Genomic DNA, 22,329 nt, shown 5'->3' with positions numbered 1-22,329 from the left:
TGCTTTCACTATCGACGCGCGCTGCTAGACTGGGCTGTTGCACGAAAGTTCTCCCCTCCACAGCAGTTAATGAGCGAGCACTAAGATGGCTGCTGATCGCTCCTGGGTGTCACTGAATTAGCTTTGGCAGATGGCCCATTCTCGTCTTGGCGTTCCGGCCGCACGGATGAGCAATTATCTGTACATAGACCCCGCCTGACGCCCGCGAGTTCCCTGCCGATCCATCCGATGGCTATGCCGTCAGCCGCCTTGTTCCTATACTCGCCGTCCCGGTGAGAAGGAAACGTCATGGCGCGTCATCTGGAATTCGATGTCCTGGTAATCGGCAGTGGCGCCGCGGGCCTGACGCTCGCGCTCAATCTACCGGCGACGCTGTCCATCGCGGTCTTGAGCAAGGGCGAACTGGCGCATGGTTCGACCTACTGGGCGCAGGGTGGCGTCGCCGCCGTACTGGACGAAGGCGACACCGTCGAAGCGCATGTACAGGATACCCTAGTCGCGGGCGCCGGGTTGTGCGACGAGGAAGCCGTGCGCTTCACTGTGGAGCACAGCCGCGAGGCCATGCAGTGGCTGATCGACCAGGGCGTGCCCTTCACCCGCGAGCAGGACGCCGGCAAGGGCGGCCTGGGCTTTCACCTGACCCGCGAAGGCGGCCACAGCCACCGGCGCATCATCCACGCGGCCGATGCCACCGGCATGGCCATCTTCGACACCCTGCTGCGCACCGCCGAAGGCCGGCCCAACATCCAGTTGCTCAGTCAGCGGGTGGCGGTGGATCTGATCACCACGGAAAAGCTCGGCCGGCCGGGCGCGCGCTGCCTGGGCGCCTATGTGCTCGACCGGACCAGCGGCCAGGTCGATACCCTGCACGCGCGCTTCACGGTGCTGGCCACCGGCGGCGCCAGCAAGGCCTACCTCTATAGCACCAATCAGGACAGCGCCAGCGGCGACGGCATCGCCATGGCCTGGCGCGCCGGCTGTTCGGTGGCCAACCTGGAATTCAACCAGTTCCACCCCACCTGCCTCTATCACCCCCATGCGCGCAGCTTTCTGATCACCGAAGCCCTGCGTGGCGAAGGCGCCGTCCTGCGTCTGCCGGATGGCGAACGCTTCATGCCGCGCTTCGACCCCCGCGCCGATCTCGCCCCACGCGACGTGGTGGCGCGCGCCATCGACCACGAGATGAAGCGCCTGGGCATCGATTGCGTCTTTCTCGACATCAGCCACAAGCCGGCGGACTTCGTGCAGGAGCACTTTCCCACGGTCTATCGCCGTTGCTTGGAACTGGGCATCGACATCACCCGGGATCCGATCCCGGTGGTGCCGGCCGCGCACTACACCTGCGGCGGGGTGCGCGTCGACCAGCACGGGCGCGCGGACCTCGGCGGCCTCTATGCCATTGGCGAAACCAGCTGCACCGGTCTGCACGGTGCCAATCGCATGGCCAGCAATTCGCTGCTGGAGTGCTTCGTCTATGCCCGCTCGGCGGCGCTGGACATCCAGGCGCAAGCGGCCGAGATCGCCATGCCGCACGACCTGCCCGACTGGGACGCCAGCCAGGTGACGGACTCGGACGAGGACGTGGTGATCGCCCACAACTGGGACGAGTTGCGGCGCTTCATGTGGGACTATGTGGGCATCGTGCGCACCACCAAGCGGCTGGTGCGCGCCCGCCATCGCATTCGCCTGCTGATGGACGAGATCGACGAGTTCTACAGCAACTACAGGGTCAGTCGCGACCTGATCGAACTGCGCAACCTGGCGCAGGTGGCGGAGCTGATCATCGAAAGCGCTCTCGCCCGCCAGGAGAGTCGCGGTCTGCACTTCACCCTGGACTATCCGCAACTGGCTAGCAGCGCCCGGGACACTATTCTGGTGCCGCGAACCGGCGCGGAGCGAAGCGAAGTCTGACTCTCAGACGGCGGTGGGCGTCCGCGGCGAGGCTGTCGCAGGCGATGCAGAGACTGCGGGTACGTCTCGCCGCTGGCAGTCGATAGCGCAGGACCACCAGCCGCGGCAGGGCCAGGCTGTCCGGGCGCAGCTGGATGGCCTGCCAGCCGGTCGCCGGCGACCACAGCTGCCAGCCTTCTGCGCCATGGCGCAAACCGCGCGGCACCTCTGGACAGCGCTGCTGGAGCTGGCGCTGGCGCACCCGGTGCCAGGACCAGAGCGCCAGCAGCGTCAGGAGTGGCTTGAGCGTCCAGGGAATGGCCGTAAGCCAGGGACAAATCCCCGCGGCGAACGCGGCCAGGGCATGCAGTCGCAGGAGCCCGGCGGAGGCGCTCCAGCGACATTCGAAGGGCTCAAGCCGGCTGGACACGGTCCAGGATCATGCGCACGATGATCTGCAGATCGGCGTCTTCCGGCTCACCGCGCTGCATGAACCAGTGGAACATGTCCTGATCCTCGCACTCGAGCAGCTTGCGGTAGCGTGCCTGGTCTTCCGCGCCCAGGGAGGCATAGACCTCCTTGACGAAGGGCACCAGCAATACATCCAGTTCCAGCATGCCGCGGCGGCTGTGCCAGTACAATCTGTTGAGTTCGGTAGCTTCGGTACTCATGGGGACTCCTGCGACAATCGGCGCAGTATAAGCCCGAAGCGCCCCGCCGCGCAGTGCGCCTGACATTCCCCCTGGGCGAGCCTATGATGAGCGGCTTCACTCGACAGGGAGCTGCAGCCGCAATGGCCGACTTGCCGTATTTCTGCCGCTTGACCCACGAAGGCGTCCTGGCCATCCACGGGGTCGATGCGACCAAGTTTCTCCAGGGGCAGGTCACCTGCAACCTCAATTATCTCGCTGACGACCAGGCCGGCCTGGGAGGGCGCTGCACGCCCAAGGGACGGCTGGTCTCCAGCTTCCGCATCATCAAGCAGGCCGACGGCTATCTGCTGGCGATGGCCGCGGAGCTGGTCGAGCCGCTGCTGACCGATCTGAAGAAATATGCGGTCTTCTCCAAGTCGGTGCTGACCGACGAAAGCGCGCAATGGCAACGGCTGGGACTTTCGGCCGCCGGCTTCGCCAGCGCCTATCCCGACGTGGCGCTGGGCGAGCAGGCCAATGCCGTGGCGCCGCTCGAAGGCGGCTTCGCCCTGCGGTTGGAGGATAGTCGGGTAGAGACCTGGCGCGCGGCCGACGCAGCGGCGCCGGCGCTGCCGGAGGTGGCACTCGACGAATGGCTGCTGGCCCAGGTACGGGCTGGCGTGGGCCAGGTGTTCGGCGCGACCCGCGAGCTGTTCGTCCCGCAGATGATCAATCTGCAGGCGCTGGATGGCGTGAGCTTTCGCAAGGGTTGCTACACCGGCCAGGAGATCGTCGCGCGCATGCAGTACCTGGGCAAGCTCAAGCGGCGCCTCTATCGCCTCGCCAGCAGCGAGCGCCCCCCTGCCGTGGGTACCGAGCTGTTCTCGCCGGTGCATGGCAGCAGCGTGGGCGAGGTGGTGCTGGCCGCGGCCAGCCCGGAGGGTTGCGAATTCCTGGCGGTGCTGCAGGGCGATGCCGCCGAGGACGGACGTGTCTCGGTGGGCAGCTCGGACGGGCCAAACTGCCGTTTACTCGATTTGCCCTACTCACTCGATAGCGATCGTGAAATAAAGCGCTGAAGGTTGGGATCGCCTTTATCCGCTCCTCACACAGGTACGTCATGACTCCTCTTGCCGAAAAAGTTGTCCAGGATCTTCTCCACGCGATAGACACCGATCGCGTGGTGCTGCCCACCCTTCCCGAGGTGGCACTAAAGGTCAGAGAAGCGGCCGAAGACCCCAACGTGGGCGTTGCCGAGCTGAGCCGGGTGATCGCCATGGACGCCGCCCTGACGGCGCGCCTGATCAAGGTGGTCAACAGCCCGCTCCTGCGCACCAGCAAGGAGATCACCGACCTGCAGATGGCGGTCGGGCGCCTGGGTATCAACTACACGGCGAATCTGGCCACGGGCCTGGCCATGCAGCAGATGTTCCAGGCCACCAGCGACGCCGTGGATCGCAAGATGCGCGAGGTCTGGAGCCAGGGCACCGAGATCGCCGCCATCAGCCATGCGCTGTGCAAGAAGTACACGCGATTGATGGCCGACCGCGCCCTGCTCGCCGGCCTGGTGCACCAGATCGGCGTGCTGCCGATCCTGACCTATGCCGAAGAACAGGAAGACCTGCTGGCCAACGCCATCACCCTCGACCAGGTGACGGCGCGCATTCATCCGCAGATCGGCGAACGCATTCTCAAGGTCTGGGATTTCCCGGCCGACATCGCCTGCGTACCGCGGGAATATCTGGCGCTGGAGCGGCAGCCCGCGGCGGCCGACTACGCCGATATCGTGCAGGTCGCGACCCAGCTGCACGCGCAGCGCCAGGGTCAGCAGGAGATCGCGGTCCAGGCGCTGCCCGCCGGTATCCGCCTGGGGCTGAACAACCAGCCGGATCCGGCCCAGGATCAGTCCTTCTGGGACGCGGTGGAACAGTCGCGCACCCTGCTCGGCTGAGCCTAGGCTTCCTCGGCGGGAAATTCGACCCGCACCCGCAGTCCGCCGAGCGCGCCGTCCAGCAACTGGATGCGCGCCCGGTGGGCGGCGCAGATCTCACCGACGATGGCCAGTCCCAGACCGGCCCCCCCGGATTGCGGATCCAGACGCTGAAAGCGCTCGAAAACCTTGGCCCGCGCATTGGCCGGAATGCCGGGACCGTCATCCTCGACTTCCAGTACCGCCGGGGCCAGCACCCGCACCACGATGTTGCCACCTGGCTGACTGTGCGCCAGGGCGTTTTCCACCAGATTGCAGAGCAGCTCGTTGAGCAGTGTCGGCTCGCCGATCACCGGCGCCTTGGCGAAGGGCTCGAAGGCCAGGGCGACGCCCTTGGCATGGGCCAGGGGTGCCAGCGCCATGGCCAGTTCCCTGGCCAGGTCGCTGAGTTCCAGGCGTTCGGCGCCGCCTTCGGCGATGGCCTGGGCGCCGCTCTCGATCCGCGCCAGGGACAGCAGCTGGTTGGCCAGGCGCGCCAGGCGATCGGTGCTGGCGCGGGTCTCTTCCAGGGTGGCGTACCAGGCCTGGGACTCGCGTTCGCGCAGGCCCAGCTCGACCCGCGCCTTGATCGCCGCCAGCGGGGTACGCAATTCGTGGGCGGCGTTGGCGATGAAGTCCGCCTGACGCTCGAACAGCCGCCGCAGGCGCAGGGTGAAGCCTTCCAGGGCATGCACCAGCGGCAGCAACTCCTGGGGCGCCCGCACCTCGGGCAGCGGCCGCAAGTCGTCCACGCCCCGCTCTTCCACGGCCTGGCGCAGACGCTCCAGTGGGCGCAGGGCGGCGCCGACCGCCATCCACACCAGCAGGATGGCACCTAGCCCCATCAGTCCGAGGCGGATCAGGGTGTCGGTGAGCAGGCTGCGGGCCACCTCCTCGCGGGCTTCGGCGGTCTCGGCGACGCGGATCTCGGCCATGCCGGTGAGATCCGGCTGGCTGACCGGCTGGGCCAGGCTGACCACCCGGACGTCCTTGCCGCGATAGGTGCTGTTGTAGAAGCGCGCCAGGGCCGGATAGTCGCGGGTCAGCGGAGCGTCCGCTGGCGGTGGTGGAATTTCTTCGTAGCCGGAGATCAGCCGGCCGCGGGTATCCAGCACCTGGTAGAAGATGCGCCCGACGTTGTCGTAGGCGAAATTGTCCAGGGCGATGTAGGGCACGTCGGCGCGCAGGGTGCCATTGGTGGCCGACAGGCCGGCGGCGATGGTGCGGGCCGAGGCCAGCAGCGTCCGGTCATAGGCCACGTCGGCCAGCCGCCGGCCATTGAGATAGGCGGCCAGGCTGCTGACTGCCAGGATCACCGCCAAGAGCACGACCAGTCGCAGCAGCAGTCGCCCACGCAGACTGCCAGCCGCCTTCGCCACTTCAGCCATGCTGCTCTTCCAGCAGATAGCCCAGGCCGCGGAAGGTGACGATGCGCACGGCGCCGGCTTCCAGCTTCTTGCGCAGGCGGTGGACGTAGATCTCGATGGCCTCGGGACTGGCTTCCTCGTCCAGGCCGAAGACCTGGGCGGCCAGTTGCTCCTTACTCATGACCCGTCCGGGGCGGGCGATGAGCGCGGCCAGCACGGCGTGCTCGCGCGAGGTGAGCGACAGCGACTCCTCGCCCAGGGTGAAGCGCGAGGTGTTGAGGTCATAGATCAGCGGGCCGCAGCGCTGCTGGCGATCGCCGCCCAGCACGCTGCGGCGCAGCAGGGCCTTGACCCGGGCTTCCAGTTCGGTGAGTTCGAAGGGCTTGGCCAGGTAGTCGTCGGCGCCTAGGTTGAGCCCCTGTACCCGATCCTTGACCTCGCCGCGGGCGGTGAGCATCAGCACCGGAAGGCGATCGCCGCGCTCGCGCAGGCGCGCCAGCACCTCGAAGCCATCCATGCGCGGCAGGCCGACATCGAGAATGGCCAGGGCATAGCTTTCGCTCTGCAGGGCCAGGTCGGCGGCCACGCCATCGTTGAGCAGATCGACGTTGAGTCCGGCATTCTTGAGCGCCTGGGCGACGCTTTCGGCCAGTGGCGGATGATCTTCGACCAATAGGATGCGCACGCTGACAGCTCCCGCTCAAAAAATCCGAGTTTACCGGATACCGGCCGGCTGGCCTGCAGCCGGAACCCCACTATCGCCGCCTTTCACATCTGAAAGGCTGTTGAAAGCTTGGCGGTCTAGAGTGAAAGGTAGCGGTCCCAGAACCGCATGATGCTTGCCCAAGCGCCACCCCTGGTTGGCCAACAACAATAACAAGCGGAACGACATCCATGCTCGCCCTCGCGCAGCTCCACGTGCTCCCGTATCTCTTCTCCGAACGATCGCCGCCCTGGCGAGCCTGAGCCGTGTCCGCCTGTCAGCTTCTGAAATAACAACAAAAGGAAGACGTCGATGAGCACCACCTTGCGCACCCTCACCCTGACCCTGGCCGCCTCCGTGCTGCTGTCCGCCCAGGCCATGGCCGAACCTAAGCGTCCCGAATGCATCGCCCCGGCCTCCCCGGGTGGCGGCTTCGACCTGACCTGCAAGCTGGCCCAGAGCGGCCTGGTGGAAGCCAAGCTGCTGGACAAGCCCATGCGCGTGACCTACATGCCCGGCGGCGTGGGCGCGGTGGCCTACAACACCGTGGTGGCCCAGCGGCCGGCGGACGGCGATACCATCGTCGCCTTCTCCAGCGGTTCGCTGCTGAACCTGGCGCAAGGCAAGTTCGGTCGCTTCGACGAGAAGGCCGTGCGCTGGCTGGCGGCAGTGGGCGCCAGCTATGGCGCCATCGCGGTCAAGGCCGATTCGCCCTACAAGACCCTGGGTGACCTGGTCGAGGCGCTGAAGAAGGACCCGAGCAAGGTGGTGATCGGCTCCGGCGGTACCGTGGGCAGCCAGGACTGGATGCAGACCGCGCTGATCGCCAAGGCTGCCGGCATCAATCCCAAGGACCTGCGCTACGTGGCTCTGGAAGGCGGCGGCGAGATCGCCACCGCGCTGCTGGGTGGCCACATCCAGGTCGGCAGCACCGACATCTCCGACTCCATGCCCCATGTCGAGGCCGGCAACATGCGCCTGCTGGCGGTCTTCGCCGAGCAGCGCTTCGACGAACCGGCGATGAAGGACATCCCCACCGCGCGCGAGCAGGGCTACGACATCGTCTGGCCGGTGGTCCGCGGCTTCTATGTGGGCCCGAAGGTCACCGACGAGCAGTACAACTGGTGGAAGACCAGCTTCGACAAGCTGCTGGCCTCCGACGACTTCGCCAAGCTGCGTGATCAGCGCGAACTCTTCCCCTTCGCCATGACCGGCTCCGAGCTGGACGCCTATGTGCAGAAGGAAGTCGCGCGCTACCGCGGCATGGCCAAGGAATTCGGCCTGATCCAGTAACGAGCCCCCGCCCCTGGCGCCCTTCCGGGCGCCTTTGAGGATGTCGACATGATCTTCCAACGCGCCTTCATGGCGGTCTGGCTGGTGGCCGGACTCGTCATGCTGTTCATCGCCCGGGATTACCAGGCGCCCTTTTCCTACGAGCCGGTCGGTCCGCGGGCCTATCCGATGCTGATGTTCGGGCTGATGAGCCTGGGCCTGGCCTATCTGATCATCCGCCCCACGCCGATCGGCGATGGCGAAGACCAGAAACCGCTGGACGCCTCCTCGCTGCGCAAGGTAGTGGCCTGCTGCGCCATCCTGCTGGGCTATGCCCTGACCTTCCAGCCGCTGGGCTTCCCCTTGAGCGCCTTCATCACCGCCACCCTCTGCGGTCTGCTCTACGGCGGTCGCCTGATGCCCTGCGCCCTGGTCAGCCTGCTGCTCGCCATCGGCCTCTATGTGCTGTTCGACCGGGTGATGGAAGTCCCCCTTCCCCTTGGCGTGCTGGAATTCCTGGAGGGCTGACATGGATACCTTGAATTTTCTGATGCAGGGCTTCGGCGTCGCCATGACGCCGACCAACCTGATCGTGGCCCTCATCGGCACCCTGATCGGCACCGTGGTCGGCCTGCTGCCGGGTCTCGGGCCGATCAACGGCATCGCCCTGCTGATCCCGGTGGCCTTCGCCCTGGGTCTGCCGCCGGAGACTTCGCTGATCCTGCTGGCGGCGGTCTATCTGGGCTGCGAATACGGCGGGCGGATCTCCTCGATCCTGCTAAACATCCCCGGCGAAGCCGCGACCATGATGACCTGCCTGGACGGCTATCCGCTGGCCCGCCAGGGCATGGCGGGCGTGGCCCTGTCGCTGTCGGCCTGGAGCTCCTTCATCGGCGCCTTCATCGCCACCTGCGGCATGGTGCTGTTCTCGCCGCTGCTGGCGAAATGGGCAATCGCTTTCGGTCCGGCGGAATACTTCGCGCTGATGGCCCTGGCCATCCTCAGCCTCTCCGGCATGGCCGCCGAGAAGCCGGTCAAGACCCTGGTCGCCGCCCTCTTCGGCCTGGCCATCGCCTCCGTGGGCATCGATGCCAACAGCGGCGTCTACCGCTTCACCTTCGACAACGTGCACCTGGCCGACGGCATCGACTTCGTGATCCTGGTGCTGGGTCTGTTCTCGGTGAGCGAACTGCTCCTGCTGCTGGAGCAGACCCATCATGGCCAGGTCGCGGTCAAGGCCACCGGGCGCATGCTGTTCAACGTGCGCGAAGCGCGCAGCGTGTTCATGGTCAACCTGCGCAGCTCGGTGAGCGGCTTCATCATCGGCGTGCTGCCGGGTGCCGGCGCGACCCTGGCCAGTGCCCTGGCCTACACCACCGAGAAGCGCATGGCCGGTGCCGATGGCAAGTTCGGCAAGGGTGACCTGCGCGGCCTGGCAGCGCCGGAAACCGCCATCGGCGCGGCGGTGTGCGGCAACATGATTCCCATGCTGACCCTGGGCATCCCCGGCTCGGGCACCACCGCGGTGATGATCGGCGCCCTGACCCTCTACAACATCACCCCCGGCCCGCTGCTGTTCCAGAACGAGCCGAATCTGGTGTGGGGTCTGATCGCCTCGCTGTTCATCGCCAACGTGATGCTGCTGATCCTCAACGTGCCCATGGTGAAGATGTTCACCAAGATCCTCGAGGTGCCGAACTGGTCGCTGGCCCCGGCCATCGCCATCATCACCGGCATCGGCGTCTATGCGGTGCACGCCACCACCTTCGACCTGGTGCTGATGGTCTGCGTGGGCATCTTCGGCTACATCATGCGCAAGCTGGACTTCCCGCTGTCACCGCTGCTGCTGGGCTTCATCCTCGGCGAGCTGATGGAAACCAGCCTGAGACGCGCACTGTCGATCTCCAACGGCGACATGGGCATCCTCTGGCAGAGCGGCATCAGCCAGGCCATCTGGATCGTCTGCATCCTGATGGTGGCCCTGCCCTTCTACCGTGCCTGGCGCAAGCGTCGCGCGCCCAAGCCCGCGACCGTCTGAGGTCGGCGACACCCGCGCCCGCGGCCGGAGTCCTTCCGCCCGCGGGCTTTTTCGTTCAAGAAGTTTTGAAGCTCTTCTTCGGATAGATATCGTAGCGGCTGGACTTGCCCTCCAGCACGTAGCCGGGCTTGGCGCCTTCGATGGCCGGCGCCTTGCGCGGGCGCTTGACCACCACCCGGTGACTGGCGCGGGCCAGGGCCGCGGCCAGCAGCGCCGGGGCGTCCAGGTCGTCGCCCACCAGCGGCCGGAACAGGCGCATCTCCTTCTTCACCAGGGCGCTCTTGTCGCGGTGCGGGAACATGGGATCCAGGTAAATCACCTCGGGCACCTCGCCCTCACCGCGCTGCAGGTAGGCGGTGGAGTCGGCCTGCACCAGGGTCATCAGGGCGGCAATGGCGGCCGCCTCGTGATCCCGCGCGGCGCGGGCAAGGCCGTCTTCCAGCAAGGCAGCGATCAGCGGCTGGCGCTCGACCAGCGTCACCGCACAGCCCAGGGTGGCCAGCACGAAGGCGTCGCGCCCCAGACCCGCAGTGGCGTCGAGGATGCGCGGACGCACGCCCGGGCCGATCCCGACCGCCTTGGCGATCATCTGGCCGGCGCCGCCGCCGAACTTGCGCCGGTGCGCCGCCGCGCCCTCGACGAAATCCACCCGCACCGGACCCGGCGCCTCCGGGCCGCGCTGCACCAGTTGCAGGCCCTGGGCGCCCACCTGCACGGCGAATTCCTCGGTGGTGGCGCTGCCCAGGGGCAGGCCCAGGCGCGCGGCCCAGGCCGCGGCGGCCTCGGTGAAGGCGGGTTCCAGGGCTTCGACGATAAGCGCGGGGTGGGCGGTGGACATGGGCGACTCGCAGGCGAAAAGACCCGTCATTCTACCGGCAGACGCGAAAGCCACCCATGTCGACATGGAAATGATCGCGGTGCGCCGCGTTGTAGTCCGGTCCCAGGGTGGTATTGAAGGACCGGCAGGCCCCGTCGCGCACCAGCCGCAGGAAGCGCTGGGCCTGGGGATCGCCGGTCCAGTCCCGCGCCACGCTGATGCGCCGCCCATCGGCCAGGCGCAACCCGGCGATGTCCAGGGCATTGGCGGTGGCGTGCTGACTGCGCCGGCCACTGGCGCGGCCATAGATATTGCGGCAGGCGAAGCTGCCATAGTGCTCCACCTCGGCCACCCGCTGGCCATAGACGGCTTCGGCCGCCGGCTGCAGCGCCTGTCGCTCGAACAGCGCGAAGCTCACCGCCAGGGGACAGCTGGCGACAAAGCTGCCGCTGAGTCTCACCCCTTCACCGCGCTGGATGCGCACGGCCCGCTCCAGCGGACAGTCGGCCGACCCCGCATTGCCGCGCAATTCCCGATAGTTGAGCGCCGAGGTGGCCAGGGACGCCGCGCAATAGTCGGCATCGGCCTGCAGACGCCAGAGCTTGAGGCGAGTGACGGCATTGGTGGGGGCCTGGATATCCAGCGGCGCCCAGGGATTGTAGGCCGGCGGGATACGCAGCCAGCCTTGGTCGAAGGCGGTATGCAGACCGCCATAGAGCAGGATGACGAGACCGAGCAGGTGTCTGGCTTTCATGCGGCGCGCCGAAGGAGATTCGCGAGGCGGTAGACCTCATCTGACCGGAGCGAGCCGCGGGAATGCCGGCGAAAACGTCGCCAAACGTATCGCGACAACCGGCGTGGGCTAGAGCAGACCGAGTTGTTCGGTGTCGGCGGTGCTCAGCTCGGGCAATGCCGGCAGACCGGGCAGGCGTTCGCGCAGCTGGGCATGGAATCTCAGGGCCAGCTCGGGCGCCTGGCGGTTGTCCGGGGTGTGCAGGAAGACATAGGGCACCTTGCCCGCTTCGATCCAGTCGGCCACCCGCGTGACCCACTTGGCCAGGTAGTAGTCGTTGGCGGCCAACTCCAGGCGGCCGATGAAGCGCACCTGGGGATGCTCGCTGAACGCCAGGGCGCGAGCCGGAACCCGCGGTTTCTTGGCTTGGGCCAGGCGCACGGCCGGCTCACTCGGATCGGCGCTGAACAGCGCGGCCGAATCCAGGCCGACGCGCTCCACGCCCAGGTCCATGAGCAGCCGGTTCAGGGCCCGCTCGGACTCGCCCTTGTCGAAAAAGGCCAGGTGCCGGACCTCCACCGCCAGGGCGCAACGCGGCGCCATGGCCGAGAGAAAGACCTGCAGTTCCTTGAGCCGATCGGGCCCGAAGCCCGCTGGCAGTTGCAGCCACAGGGGGCTGGCCCGTTCACCCAGGGGCGCCAGCAATTCGAGAAAGGTACGGGCGCTGGCGAGTTGCACCCGCAGATCCTCGGCATGGCTGATGTCGCGGGGAAACTTGGCGCAGAAGCGAAAGCCGGTCGGCATCAATTCGGCCCAGCGGCGGATGGTGTCCGCCGCGGGCCAGGCGTAGAAGGTGGTGTTGCCTTCCACAGCGTTGAACACCTGGGCGTAACGCGGCAGGAAATCACCCGGACGCAAGCCGTGGTAGAGGCTCTCGCGCCAGGCGTTGTCGTTCCAGGAGGGGCAGCCGAGAAAGTACGGCAGCATCAGGCGTAGAGGTCGAGGCCCACGACGCTGGAGGAGCCGTCCGGCTCGGCGCCGAAGGCGGCGGTGCTGCCGTAGCTGGCCAGGGCCTGCTGGGCACGGGCAGTGAGCTGACTGGCGAAGCGCCCTTCGCGCTCGCTGAGCACCAGGCCGTTACCGTTACCATTGTCGGCATCGGTCGCCGCAGCCGCTTCCACACGGCGGAGGGGTGCGACGTCGGGCCGGGGATTGCCTGCGGCCTCCCGGGCGATGGCATTCTGGCGGGCGTCCTCATCCTTCGCCACCTCGCGTACGGGCGTGACCGCGCGCGAGGAACGATTCAGGGGATAAGCAGAGGAGGCATAGCCGCTGTCAATGCGCATGGCAGGTCCCGAACGGATGGCACTACTCTAAGTAGGGTCGAAAGCTATGACAATCAAGGGCCGGACGCCCGTCGCGACCGGCGGACGAGCGGCATCTACAGCTTGGACGTCAGACTATTACGCGTGGTTTCCTGCCGTCAGACCGACTGCTTGGGAGTGGCGACCCGATCACGCAGATAAACGGGTTGCGCCGCTTCGGACTCGGCCGACACGGCTTCGCCGCGCTGCCAGGCGGTGGCCGCCAGAACCGCCAGGTCCCGGGCATGGGGCAACAGAGTGGCATCCTGCTCGATCAGCGGCACGGCCATGCGGCCGACATAGCCCCAGCCGGTGCCGGCACCGAACCAGTCGCCGATGGCGGCGGCCGGCAGGGCAATGGCCTCGGGCGCCAGCACGGCTTCCGCCCCCGCGAGCACCATGGCCGCGCCGTCGAGGCGATAGCAGCCCCAGTAGACCTCGTCCATGCGCGCGTCGATGGCCGCAGCCACCTGGGTCACGCCGCGCTCGCGCCAGGCGCGCTGGGCGATGATCGCCAGATTCGACACCGGCAGTACCGGTCGGTCCAGGCCGAAGGCCAGGCCCTGCACCACGCCGATAGCGATGCGCACGCCGGTGAAGGCGCCCGGACCACGCCCGAAGGCAATGGCGTCCACCTGCGCCAGACTCAGACCGGTCTCGGCCAGCAGCTCCTGCACCATGGGCAGGACCCGCTGGGCATGCAGGCGCGGCGCGATCTCGTAGCGATGGATGATCTCGTCGCCCAGGTGCAAGGCGACCGAGCAGGCTTCGGTGGCGGTGTCGAGGGCGAGCAGGATGGACATGGGGCAGATCCGCAACTGGGAAAAGGGCTGCGCATTCTAGAGGAAGACGGGTCGCGAGGGGACCCGCCCATCGGTCGTGACGCCAGGACGGCGCCTTGACCGGACCGCCTGCAGGCACAGGCGGCCGTGACCGGCGCTTAGTTCAGCGCCTGCAGCACCTTGGCGGTGATGGCATCCACCGAACCCACGCCCTCGATGCGGCTGCACTTCGGCGTGCCCTGGGCGGCGCCCAGCTTCTGGTAGAAGTCCACCAGCGGCTTGGTCTGGGAATGATAGAGGTCCAGACGCTTGCGAATGGTAGCTTCGCGGTCGTCTTCGCGCTGTACCAGCGGCTCGCCGGTCAGGTCGTCGGTGTCGGCGACCTTCGGCGGATTGTGTTCGATGTGATAGACGCGACCCGAACCCGGGTGCACGCGGCGACCGGACAGGCGCTGGACGATTTCTTCGTCATCCACGGCGATTTCCAGCACGTGGTCGATCTTAACGCCGGCGGCTTCGAGGGCCTCGGCCTGGGGAATGGTGCGCGGGAAGCCGTCGAACAGGAAACCCTTGGCGCAATCGGCGTCGAGGATACGCTCGCTGATCAGGGCGATGATGATCTCGTCGGAGACCAGGCCACCGTTGTCCATGATGTCCTTGACCTGCAGGCCCAGGGGCGTGCCGGCCTTGACCGCGGCCCGCAGCATGTCGCCGGTGGAAACCTGCGGAATGCCGAATTTCTCAGTGATGAACCGGGCCTGAGTACCTTTGCCGGCACCGGGCGCTCCCAGCAGGATTACGCGCATCTGTAGCTCCTTAGAATGGTCTCGGACTGGCAGCCCGCGCAGGGCGCTGTCGCGATGATTGTTGTCGACGACACGAGACGGCCAAAGGGACCAACCATACACAGCGCCCCCTGGCCGCACAAGTTACCAAGCGTCGCAGGTGCCGGGCCCGTCCAGACGACCCCGGGCGCCGGCAAAAGCGACAGTCTGTTCAACCGGTATTGCGCAGTCCTGCGGCGATCCCGGCCACGCTTACCAGCAGGGCCTGATCGAGCGCCGCCGGCTGGCTTTCGCCGGCCGCCCGCGCCCGGGCCAGCAGCTCGATCTGCAGGAGGTGCAGCGGATCGAGATAGGTGTTGCGCACGGCGATGAACACCAGGGTTTCCGGATGGTGTTCGAGCAACTCGCCCTGCCCGGTCAGGCGCAACACCGCCACGCCCGCCTGGCGCAGCCGCTCGCGCAGCTGGCTGCCGAGCACCTGCAGGTCGGCTTCCACCAGGCGCTGGTCGTAGAGCCGCGCCAGTTCGGCCTCCGCCTTGGCCAGCACCATCTCCAGCATGTCGATGCGGGTCTGGAAGAACGGCCAGCGCTCGCGCATCTCGCGCAGCAGCGGCGACTCGCCCCGGCGCTCGGCTTCTTCCAGAGCCCTTTCCCAGCCGAGCCAGGCCGGCAGCATCAGCCGCGTCTGGGTCCAGGCGAAGATCCAGGGGATGGCCCTGAGGCTTTCCACGCCGCCTTCGCGGCGCTTGGCCGGGCGACTGCCCAGGGGCAGCCGGCCCAGCTCCTGCTCGGGGGTGGCCTGGCGGAAATAGCTGACGAAGTGCGGGTCTTCGCGCACCACGCCGCGATAGGCCTGCAAGCTGTCCCGGGCCAGGCGATCCATCTGCTCGCGCCAGGCCGGCTCCGGCGCGGGCGGCGGCAACAGGGTGGCTTCCAGCACGGCGCCCAGGTAGAGCGCCAGATTCTGCTCGGCGATGGCCGGCTGGCCGAACTTGAAGCGGATCATCTCGCCCTGTTCGGTGGTGCGGAAGCGCCCGGCCACCGAGCCCGGGGGTTGCGAGAGGATGGCCGCGTGGGCCGGGCCACCGCCCCGCCCCACGGTGCCACCGCGGCCATGGAACAGCAGCAGCTCCACGCCCCGACTGGCGCAGATGTCCACCAGGGCTTCCTGGGCACGGTACTGGGCCCAGGCCGCCGCCAGGGTGCCGGCGTCCTTGGCCGAATCGGAATAGCCGATCATGACCTCCTGGGGACCGGCCAGGCGCGCGCGGTAGTCGGGCAGATCGAGCAGGCTGGCGATGGCGCTGCCGGCATGATCCAGGTCGTCGAGGGTCTCGAACAGCGGCACCACCCGCATCGGCTGGCGTACCCCGCACTCGCGCAGCAGCAGCTGCACGGCGAGGACATCTGACGCCGCGCCGGCCATGGAGATGACATAGGAGCCCAGGGCATCGGGCGGCGAGGCGGCAATCACGCGGCAGGTGGCGAGCACCTCCTGGGTATCGGCCTCCAGCTGGGCGTCCAGCGGCAGCAGGGGACGCCGGCTGCCGAGCTCGCCACGCAGGAATTCCAGGCGCTGCGCCTCGCTCCAGGCGGCGTAGTCGCCCAGGTCGAGATAGCGGCAGATATCGGCCAGGGCCGCGGCATGGCGCGCGGCGTCCTGGCGGATGTCCAGGCGCACCAGATAGAGACCGAAGGTACGGGCCCGGCGCAGGGTATCGAGCAGGGAGCCATCGGCGATGACCCCCAGGCCGCAGTGCTGCAGGGAGTCGTAGCACAGCTGCAGCGGGGCGATCAGCTCGGCGTTGTCGCTGAGGATATGACGGGCGCCGGCATGGGGATCGGTGATGGCATGGGCCGCCCAGCTGCGGGTGATCTGCAACCGCTCGCGCAGCACCTTGAGCACCTTGCGATAGGGTTCCGGGTGATCGCCGGCCTGTTCGCGCAGGGCCGGACTCGCCGCCTGCATGGACAGCTCCGCGGCCAGCCGGTCGACATCGCGCAGGTAGAGATCGGCGGCCATCCAGCGCGCCAGCAAGAGCACCTCGCGGGTGATGGCGGCGGTGACGTTGGGATTGCCATCGCGATCGCCGCCCATCCAGGAGGAAAAGCGTACCGGCGCCGCGGTCAGCGGCAGGCGCTGGCCGGTGCGTTCCTGCAGGCAGTCGTCCAACTTGCGCAGCAGGCTGGGGATCGCCTGCCACAGCGAATTCTCGATCACCGCGAAGCCCCACTTGGCTTCGTCCACCGGCGTCGGCCGCTGGCGGCGGATCTCCTCGGTGTGCCAGGCCTCGGCGATCAGCCGACGCAGCCGTGCCTCGATGGCGGCCACCTCGGCGGAGGTCAGGTCGCGATGATCGAGGGCCGCCAGCTGCGCGCTGATCTCGTCGTATTTCTGGATCAGGGTCCGCCGCGAGACCTCGGTGGGGTGGGCGGTCAGCACCAGATCGATGTCCAGCGCCGCCACCCGTTCGGCCAGCTCGCTACCCGCGTGACCGGCCGCGCCCAGGCGCTCCAGCAATTCCGGCAGTACCTGCTGCTCGAAGGGCGGCGGCTCGTCTTCGGTGCGGCGTCTGACCCGGTGATATTCCTCGGCGATGTTGGCGAGGTTGAGAAAGTGACTGAAGGCCCGCGCCACCGGCAGCAGTTCGTCTTCGGCCAGGGTATCCAGGGTGTCGCCCAGTTGGCGGGCACCCTCCGCGGAGCCGCCACGGGCGGCCTTGGCGCCCTTGCGGATCCGCTCGATCTTGTCGAGAAAGGCCGCGCCATGCTGGTCGGCAATGGTCTGCCCCAGGAGCTCACCCAGCAAACGCACCTGCTCGCGCAGGCGAACATCGATTTCCACCATCTCGTGCTCCTCGAAAGTACCGGTTCGGACCTCACGGCAACCGCTGCGGTCTAGCGCAGAGGACAGCACCCCGCTGTCACGGTTGCAAGCCCCGGCTGTTGCAGGGTGCCCAGCCGCGCTCGACCTGAATATCCGACCTTTGCCTAAGCCACGGGAGATGCCCATGAAGATTCGCGAACTCGCTCACCAATGGGAGCAGCAGGCCACCACCTCCAGCACCACCCGCCTCTACCACCTCGACCTGGAGCTGGAGACCGCGGCCCGTCTCGAGGCCCTCTGCGAACTCTATCCCCAGCGCACGCCCGAGGCCCTGCTCGGTGAATTGCTGGCGGCCGCCTTCGAAGAGCTGGAGGCCAGCTTTCCCTATGTGCAGGGCGAGGACGTGGTGGCCACCGACGAGCTTGGCGATCCCCTCTACGCCGATGCCGGTACGACCCCGCGCTTTCTCGAATTGGCGCGCAAGCACCTGCATCGCCTGCAGTCCGAAACGCCCGACTAGCCGCCGACCTGCACCTTTACCTACAGCGCTACCGCTCTGCCAAGGGCCTCCGCGCCCTGGCGAAATTCGATAGCCAGTGAACATTTTTGTCGGATGAGCGGTCACAGAGTCAGACCGCAGCGCTGGACGAGGGCTGGTTGTCAGCACCCGCCTCGGGCCTCTCAGGGCCGCGCCGGGCTTGTTTCCACATGCGGCTTTACATGACCAGGCGCCCGCCCTGCCCGTGCCGGCGGCGCGCTTTTCGGATCAACAACGGAGCTTGAATCCATGAAGAGTGCCACTGCCCAAAAGTCCCTTTCCAAAGCCTGCACCCTGAAACTGGCGGCCCTTGCCCTGGGCAGCTCGCTGTTGCTGGCCGGTTGCGCCGGCAATCCGCCGACCGCGCAGATGGCCGTGACCCAGTCCGCCGTCAACGAGGCCGTGAGCTCCGGTGGCAACCAGTTCGCGCCCATCGAGACCAAGTCGGCCCAGGACAAGTGGACCCAGGCCCAGACCGCTCTCTCCAACGAGAAGTACGACGAAGCCAAGCAGCTGGCCGAGCAGGCCGAGTGGGATGCCCGCCTGGCCACCCGCAAGACCCAGGCCGCCAAGGCCGATGCCGCGCTCAAGGATGCCCAGAACAGCATCCAGCAGATCCGTGAGGAAGGTCAGATCAACCTGCAGCTCCAGCAGAACCTGCAGAAGAAGGTCCAGCAGTAAGCGACCGCCCCTTTCCTCCCTTCACGAATTAAAAGGACGACCATCATGCGTAAACACATTCTGATCCCTGCCGTGTCGCTGCTCAGCCTGGCCCTGGCCGCGTGCTCCACGCCGCCCAACCCCAACCTGGAAAAGGCCAAGTCCGACTACTCCGCCCTGGAATCCCAGCCGCAGGCCGCCCAGCTGGCCGCCCTGGAGACCAAGGACGCCGGTGCCTGGCTGCAGAAGACCGAGAAGGCCTACAAGGACGGTGAAAACGAGAAGACCGTCGACCAGCTGGCCTACCTGACCAACCAGCGCATCCAGACGGCCATGCAGACCATCAAGCTGCGCATGACCGAAGCCCAGATGCAGGGCGTCGATGCCGAGCGCACCCAGGCCCGCCTGGACGCCCGTACCGCCCAGCTCAAGCAGCTGCAGGATGCCCTGCAGGCCAAGCAGACCGAGCGCGGCACCGTGGTGACCTTCGGCAACGTGCTGTTCGACTTCAACAAGGCCGAACTCAAGCCCCAGGGCTATGCCAACGCCCAGAAGCTGGCCGATTACCTGAAGCAGAATCCCGAGCGCAAGGTGATCGTCGAGGGCTACACCGACAGCGTCGGCAGCGACTCCTACAACCAGCAGCTGTCCGAGCGTCGCGCCCAGGCCATCCAGACCGCCCTGGTCAGCGCTGGCGTCGAGCCGAGCCGCATCCAGGCCCGTGGCTATGGCAAGAACTTCCCGGTGGCCAGCAACAGCAACGCCTCCGACCGCGCCCTGAACCGTCGCGTGGAAGTGACCATCTCCAACGACGCCAACCCCGTCGCCCCGCGCATGTAACGACTGCGTGAAGCTAGAAGACCCCGCCCAGGCGGGGTCTTTTTTTACCTGCGGATCGGCTAGCGGCGCCTGCCACCCAGCAGGGAGCCGAGCAGTCCCCGTACCAGCTGCCGCCCGAGCTGATTGGCCGCCTGGCGCGCCGCGCTCCTGAGCGCATTGCCCGCGAGTTCGCCCACCAGATCGCCGAGGGCACCACCCTGCCCGCTCTGGGTCTTTTCCGCTACCGGCGCCTGCGCCGGGACCCGCTCGGCCTGACGATCCCGCAGGATCTCGTAGGCCGATTCGCGATCCACGGCCCGGTCATAGCGACCCGCCTGGGGCGACTGACGGATCAGCGTCTGGCGCTCGGCTTCGCTCAGCGGGCCGACCCGGGATTGCGGCGGGGCGATGGCCACGCGCTGGACCATCGCCGGCGTGCCCTTGTCTTCCAGGCTGCCCACCAGGGCCTCGCCAATGCCCAGCTCGGTCAGCACCTCCAGGCTGTCGAAGGCCGGATTGGGGCGGAAGCCGTCGGCCACCGCGCGCAGCGCCTTCTGCTCCCGGGCGGTAAAGGCGCGCAGGCCGTGCTGGATGCGCAAGCCGAGCTGGGCCAGGATGGTATCCGGCAGATCGGCGGGGGACTGGGTGACGAAATAGACGCCGACGCCCTTGGAACGGATCAGCCGCACCACCTGCTCCAGGCGCTCGCGCAGGGCCTTGGGGGTGTCGCCAAACAGCAGGTGGGCCTCGTCGAAGAACAGCGCCAGCACCGGCTTATCGGCATCGCCACGCTCGGGCAACTGCTCGAACAGCTCGGCCAGCAGCCAGATCAGAAAGGTGGCGTAGACCTTGGGCGCCTCGTGCACCAGGCGGCTGGCGTCGAGCAGGTGGATGCGTCCACGGCCGTCAGGCTCGGGGCGCAGCACGTCTTCCAGTTGCAGGGCCGGCTCGCCGAAGAAGGCCTCGGCGCCCTGCTGCTCCAGGGTCGCCAGCCTGCGCAGCAGCGCCTGGGCCGAGGCGCCAGTGAACAGGGCACGGTCCTCGCCCAGGGCGTCGGGCTGTTCGCGCAGATGATTGAGGACCGCCTTGAGGTCCTTGAGGTCGAGCAGCAGCAGGCCTTCGCGATCGGCTACCTTGAAGGCGGCGTGCAAGGCGGCCTGCTGGCTGTCGGTCAGCTCCAACAGATTGCCCAGCAGCAGCGGGCCCATCTCGCTCAGGGTGGTGCGCAGCGGATGACCGCTCCGGCCATCGACGTCCCAGAGGGTGACCGGATAGGCCTGGGACTGGTGCGGCAGGCCTTGGGCGGCGATGCGCTCGGCCAGCTTGCCCTGGGGGGCGCCGGCCGCGCCGAGGCCGCAGAGATCGCCCTTGATGTCGGCGGCGAAGACCGCGACGCCGGCATCGCTGAAGGCTTCGGCGAGGCGCTGCAGGGTCACGGTCTTGCCGGTGCCCGTGGCGCCGGCGATCAGGCCGTGGCGGTTGGCCAGCTTGAGTGGATGGCCGAGCGGTTGACCAGCGCTCTGGTCATTGGAAACGGCAGTACCCAGGATCAGCAGGGGCGTCGAGGACATGGCGCAGCTCCGTAGCGGTTCTGCGCCAGCTTAACCCGAGCGTCCGGGCTCAGGTACGGTTGCGAATGCGCTCGACGATGGCGGTGGTGGAGCTGTTCTCCACCAGACCGAGGATGCGCACCTCGCCGCCGTAGCCCTGCACGATCTGGGCGCCGACCACCTCGTCCACGCTCTTGTAGTCGCCGCCCTTGACCAGCACGTCCGGGCGCACCTGTTCCAGCAGGCGCTCCGGGGTGTTCTCGCTGAAGGGGATGACCCAGTCCACCGCGCCGAGGCCGGCCAGCACCGCCATGCGCCGGTCGACGCTGTTGATCGGTCGACCGGGGCCTTTCAGCCGGGTCACCGAGGCATCGTCGTTGACCGCCACGATCAGCCGATCGCCCTGGGCGCGTGCCTGTTCCAGATAGGTCACGTGACCGGCGTGGAGGATGTCGAAGCAGCCGTTGGTGAAGACGATCTTCTCGCCATGGGCGCGAGCGTCCTCGATGGCCAGCTGCAATTGTTCGAGGGACAGGACGCCGCGCTCGGAGCCTTCCGAACGCTGCACCGCGCGACGCAGCTCGGGGGCGCTGATGGCGGCGGTGCCCAGCTTGCCGACCACGATACCGGCAGCCAGATTGGCCAGCCCCACGGCCTGCGGCAGGTCTTCACCGGCGGCCAGGGCGGCGGCCAGGGTGGAGATCACGGTGTCGCCGGCGCCGGTGACGTCGAACACCTCGCGGGCCCGGGCCGGCAGGTGCAGGGCCGGCTGGGCGGGACGCAGCAGGGTCATGCCGTGCTCGCCACGGGTCACCAGCAGGGCGCCCAGCTCCAGGCGCGCCATCAGCTCGTTGCCCTTGGCGACCAGCTCGGCATCGTCGGCGCAGACACCGACGATGGCTTCGAATTCGGACAGATTCGGCGTGATCAGGCTGGCGCCACGATAGATGGAGAAATCCTTGCCCTTCGGATCGGCCAGCACCGGGATGTTGCGGGCCTTGGCCAGCTGGATCAGCGCCTGGTGGTTCTTCAGCGCGCCCTTGCCGTAGTCGGACAGCACCAGCACCTTGACCCCGGCCAGCATGGCGGCGGTGTCCGAGGCCAGCGCCTGGGGATCGGTGTCGAAGGGCTCTTCGAAGTCGACGCGGATCAGCTGCTGGTGGCGACTCATGATGCGCAGCTTGACGATGGTCGGCTGCTGGGCGATGCGCTGGAAGCGCACCTGCACATGGGCGGCTCTCAGGCTGTCGGTGAGGGCATCGGCGGCTTCGTCCTGACCGGTGACGCCGACCAGGTAGGCCGGCGCGCCCAGGGCGGCGATGTTGAGGGCGACGTTGGCCGCGCCACCGGGACGATCCTCGTGCTGGTCGACGCGGACCACGGGCACCGGCGCCTCGGGGGAGATCCGCGAGGTGGTGCCGTGCCAGTAGCGGTCGAGCATCACGTCGCCAACCACCAGGACCGGCGCGAGATCGAAGCGAGGCATGGTCAGCTTCATAGGGACAGGCTCCAAAGCGCGAAAATGGCGGCGATCATAGCATAGGGGCCAAGGCGCCCCGGAAGCGCCTGCCGGCGGGAGAGGC

22 protein-coding genes are annotated in these 22,329 nt (G+C 67.6%); 9 read left to right on the top strand and 13 right to left on the bottom strand.

Annotated elements, in window-relative coordinates; genetic code table 11:
- Positions 1 to 288 precede the first annotated feature (288 nt).
- On the top strand, positions 289 to 1,911 hold the full coding sequence (gene nadB, locus DBY63_RS18940; protein ID WP_108582566.1) for an L-aspartate oxidase: 1,623 nt from the start codon (positions 289 to 291) through the stop codon (positions 1,909 to 1,911).
- Here nadB and DBY63_RS18935 read toward each other — a convergent pair.
- Both DBY63_RS18935 and DBY63_RS18930 read right to left on the bottom strand, forming a co-directional pair.
- Positions 1,868 to 2,320 (bottom strand): protein YgfX, encoded by a 453-nt coding sequence (locus DBY63_RS18935; protein ID WP_108582565.1) that lies wholly within the window; start codon positions 2,318 to 2,320, stop codon positions 1,868 to 1,870. The genes nadB and DBY63_RS18935 overlap by 44 nt on opposite strands.
- Complete coding sequence (locus DBY63_RS18930; protein ID WP_007161988.1) at positions 2,304 to 2,561, bottom strand: succinate dehydrogenase assembly factor 2; 258 nt, start codon at positions 2,559 to 2,561, stop codon at positions 2,304 to 2,306. The genes DBY63_RS18935 and DBY63_RS18930 overlap by 17 nt, the downstream gene beginning before the upstream one ends.
- A gap of 122 nt (positions 2,562 to 2,683) precedes the next feature.
- On the opposite strand from DBY63_RS18930, the gene DBY63_RS18925 reads away from it, so the two are divergent.
- Positions 2,684 to 3,601, top strand: coding sequence for a folate-binding protein YgfZ (locus tag DBY63_RS18925; RefSeq protein ID WP_108582564.1), 918 nt, complete (start codon positions 2,684 to 2,686; stop codon positions 3,599 to 3,601).
- Between the two features lie 41 nt (positions 3,602 to 3,642).
- Positions 3,643 to 4,473 carry an HDOD domain-containing protein gene (locus DBY63_RS18920; RefSeq protein WP_108582563.1) on the top strand — a complete coding sequence of 277 codons (831 nt, stop codon included), beginning with the start codon at positions 3,643 to 3,645 and terminating at the stop codon, positions 4,471 to 4,473.
- Between the two features lie 2 nt (positions 4,474 to 4,475).
- Here the strand turns inward: DBY63_RS18920 and DBY63_RS18915 are convergent, their stop codons facing one another.
- Entirely contained in the window at positions 4,476 to 5,879 is a 1,404-nt protein-coding gene (locus tag DBY63_RS18915; RefSeq protein WP_108582562.1) for a sensor histidine kinase, read from the bottom strand.
- Positions 5,872 to 6,543: a response regulator gene (locus DBY63_RS18910; RefSeq protein ID WP_108582561.1), complete on the bottom strand. Its 672-nt coding sequence runs from the start codon at positions 6,541 to 6,543 to the stop codon at positions 5,872 to 5,874. Before DBY63_RS18910 ends, DBY63_RS18915 begins: the two co-directional genes overlap by 8 nt.
- Before the next feature lie 330 nt (positions 6,544 to 6,873).
- On the opposite strand from DBY63_RS18910, the gene DBY63_RS18905 reads away from it, so the two are divergent.
- Genes DBY63_RS18905 through DBY63_RS18895 form a run of 3 tightly spaced genes read left to right on the top strand, consistent with a single transcriptional unit; the run spans position 6,874 to position 9,871 of the window.
- A complete protein-coding gene (locus DBY63_RS18905) occupies positions 6,874 to 7,854 on the top strand; it encodes a tripartite tricarboxylate transporter substrate binding protein (RefSeq protein ID WP_007161983.1) in 981 nt (326 codons plus the stop codon).
- A 48-nt stretch (positions 7,855 to 7,902) separates the two neighbouring features.
- Complete coding sequence (locus DBY63_RS18900; RefSeq protein WP_007161982.1) at positions 7,903 to 8,361, top strand: tripartite tricarboxylate transporter TctB family protein; 459 nt, start codon at positions 7,903 to 7,905, stop codon at positions 8,359 to 8,361.
- 1 nt (position 8,362) lies between these two features.
- A complete protein-coding gene (locus tag DBY63_RS18895; protein WP_027598571.1) occupies positions 8,363 to 9,871 on the top strand; it encodes a tripartite tricarboxylate transporter permease in 1,509 nt (502 codons plus the stop codon).
- A gap of 55 nt (positions 9,872 to 9,926) precedes the next feature.
- On the opposite strand, the gene DBY63_RS18890 is transcribed toward DBY63_RS18895, so the two are convergent.
- The 7 genes from DBY63_RS18890 to ppc all read right to left on the bottom strand — a co-directional run bounded on the left by DBY63_RS18890 (position 9,927) and on the right by ppc (position 17,200).
- On the bottom strand, positions 9,927 to 10,709 hold the full coding sequence (locus DBY63_RS18890) for a class I SAM-dependent methyltransferase (protein WP_027598586.1): 783 nt from the start codon (positions 10,707 to 10,709) through the stop codon (positions 9,927 to 9,929).
- Positions 10,710 to 10,740: 31 nt separating this feature from the next.
- Positions 10,741 to 11,442: an extensin family protein gene (locus tag DBY63_RS18885; RefSeq protein ID WP_007161979.1), complete on the bottom strand. Its 702-nt coding sequence runs from the start codon at positions 11,440 to 11,442 to the stop codon at positions 10,741 to 10,743.
- A 108-nt stretch (positions 11,443 to 11,550) separates the two neighbouring features.
- Positions 11,551 to 12,408 carry a DUF72 domain-containing protein gene (locus DBY63_RS18880; RefSeq protein ID WP_007161978.1) on the bottom strand — a complete coding sequence of 286 codons (858 nt, stop codon included), beginning with the start codon at positions 12,406 to 12,408 and terminating at the stop codon, positions 11,551 to 11,553.
- Positions 12,408 to 12,767: a hypothetical protein gene (locus DBY63_RS18875; protein WP_007161977.1), complete on the bottom strand. Its 360-nt coding sequence runs from the start codon at positions 12,765 to 12,767 to the stop codon at positions 12,408 to 12,410. The genes DBY63_RS18880 and DBY63_RS18875 overlap by 1 nt, the downstream gene beginning before the upstream one ends.
- 137 nt (positions 12,768 to 12,904) lie before the next feature.
- On the bottom strand, positions 12,905 to 13,588 hold the full coding sequence (gene tsaB / locus DBY63_RS18870; RefSeq protein WP_108582560.1) for a tRNA (adenosine(37)-N6)-threonylcarbamoyltransferase complex dimerization subunit type 1 TsaB: 684 nt from the start codon (positions 13,586 to 13,588) through the stop codon (positions 12,905 to 12,907).
- 137 nt (positions 13,589 to 13,725) lie between these two features.
- Positions 13,726 to 14,373, bottom strand: coding sequence for an adenylate kinase (gene adk, locus DBY63_RS18865; RefSeq protein WP_007161975.1), 648 nt, complete (start codon positions 14,371 to 14,373; stop codon positions 13,726 to 13,728).
- Positions 14,374 to 14,563: 190 nt separating this feature from the next.
- Positions 14,564 to 17,200 carry a phosphoenolpyruvate carboxylase gene (gene ppc, locus DBY63_RS18860; RefSeq protein WP_077170944.1) on the bottom strand — a complete coding sequence of 879 codons (2,637 nt, stop codon included), beginning with the start codon at positions 17,198 to 17,200 and terminating at the stop codon, positions 14,564 to 14,566.
- Between the two features lie 163 nt (positions 17,201 to 17,363).
- Between ppc and DBY63_RS18855 the strand changes: the two genes are divergently transcribed.
- From DBY63_RS18855 to DBY63_RS18845, 3 genes are all read left to right on the top strand, one after another.
- A complete protein-coding gene (locus DBY63_RS18855) occupies positions 17,364 to 17,699 on the top strand; it encodes a pilin assembly protein (RefSeq protein ID WP_108582559.1) in 336 nt (111 codons plus the stop codon).
- 267 nt (positions 17,700 to 17,966) lie between these two features.
- Complete coding sequence (locus DBY63_RS18850) at positions 17,967 to 18,398, top strand: DUF4398 domain-containing protein (RefSeq protein WP_007161972.1); 432 nt, start codon at positions 17,967 to 17,969, stop codon at positions 18,396 to 18,398.
- 45 nt (positions 18,399 to 18,443) lie between these two features.
- On the top strand, positions 18,444 to 19,217 hold the full coding sequence (locus DBY63_RS18845) for an OmpA family protein (RefSeq protein WP_108582558.1): 774 nt from the start codon (positions 18,444 to 18,446) through the stop codon (positions 19,215 to 19,217).
- Between the two features lie 59 nt (positions 19,218 to 19,276).
- Here DBY63_RS18845 and DBY63_RS18840 read toward each other — a convergent pair whose 3' ends face one another.
- Both DBY63_RS18840 and hldE read right to left on the bottom strand, forming a co-directional pair.
- The gene (locus DBY63_RS18840) at positions 19,277 to 20,767 is read right to left on the bottom strand and encodes a helicase HerA-like domain-containing protein (protein ID WP_108582557.1); all 1,491 of its coding nucleotides are present in this window, start codon (positions 20,765 to 20,767) and stop codon (positions 19,277 to 19,279) included.
- A gap of 49 nt (positions 20,768 to 20,816) precedes the next feature.
- Positions 20,817 to 22,244 (bottom strand): bifunctional D-glycero-beta-D-manno-heptose-7-phosphate kinase/D-glycero-beta-D-manno-heptose 1-phosphate adenylyltransferase HldE, encoded by a 1,428-nt coding sequence (hldE, locus tag DBY63_RS18835; protein ID WP_027598567.1) that lies wholly within the window; start codon positions 22,242 to 22,244, stop codon positions 20,817 to 20,819.
- Between the last annotated feature and the right edge of the window lie 85 nt (positions 22,245 to 22,329).

Origin of the sequence: Pseudomonas sp. RIT411 (genome assembly GCF_003057735.2) — a bacterium.
Lineage (GTDB): Bacteria > Pseudomonadota > Gammaproteobacteria > Pseudomonadales > Pseudomonadaceae > Chryseomonas > Chryseomonas oryzihabitans.
The sequence above is the reverse complement of the archived record's forward strand: the minus strand, read 5'-3'. Positions and strand labels throughout refer to the sequence as shown.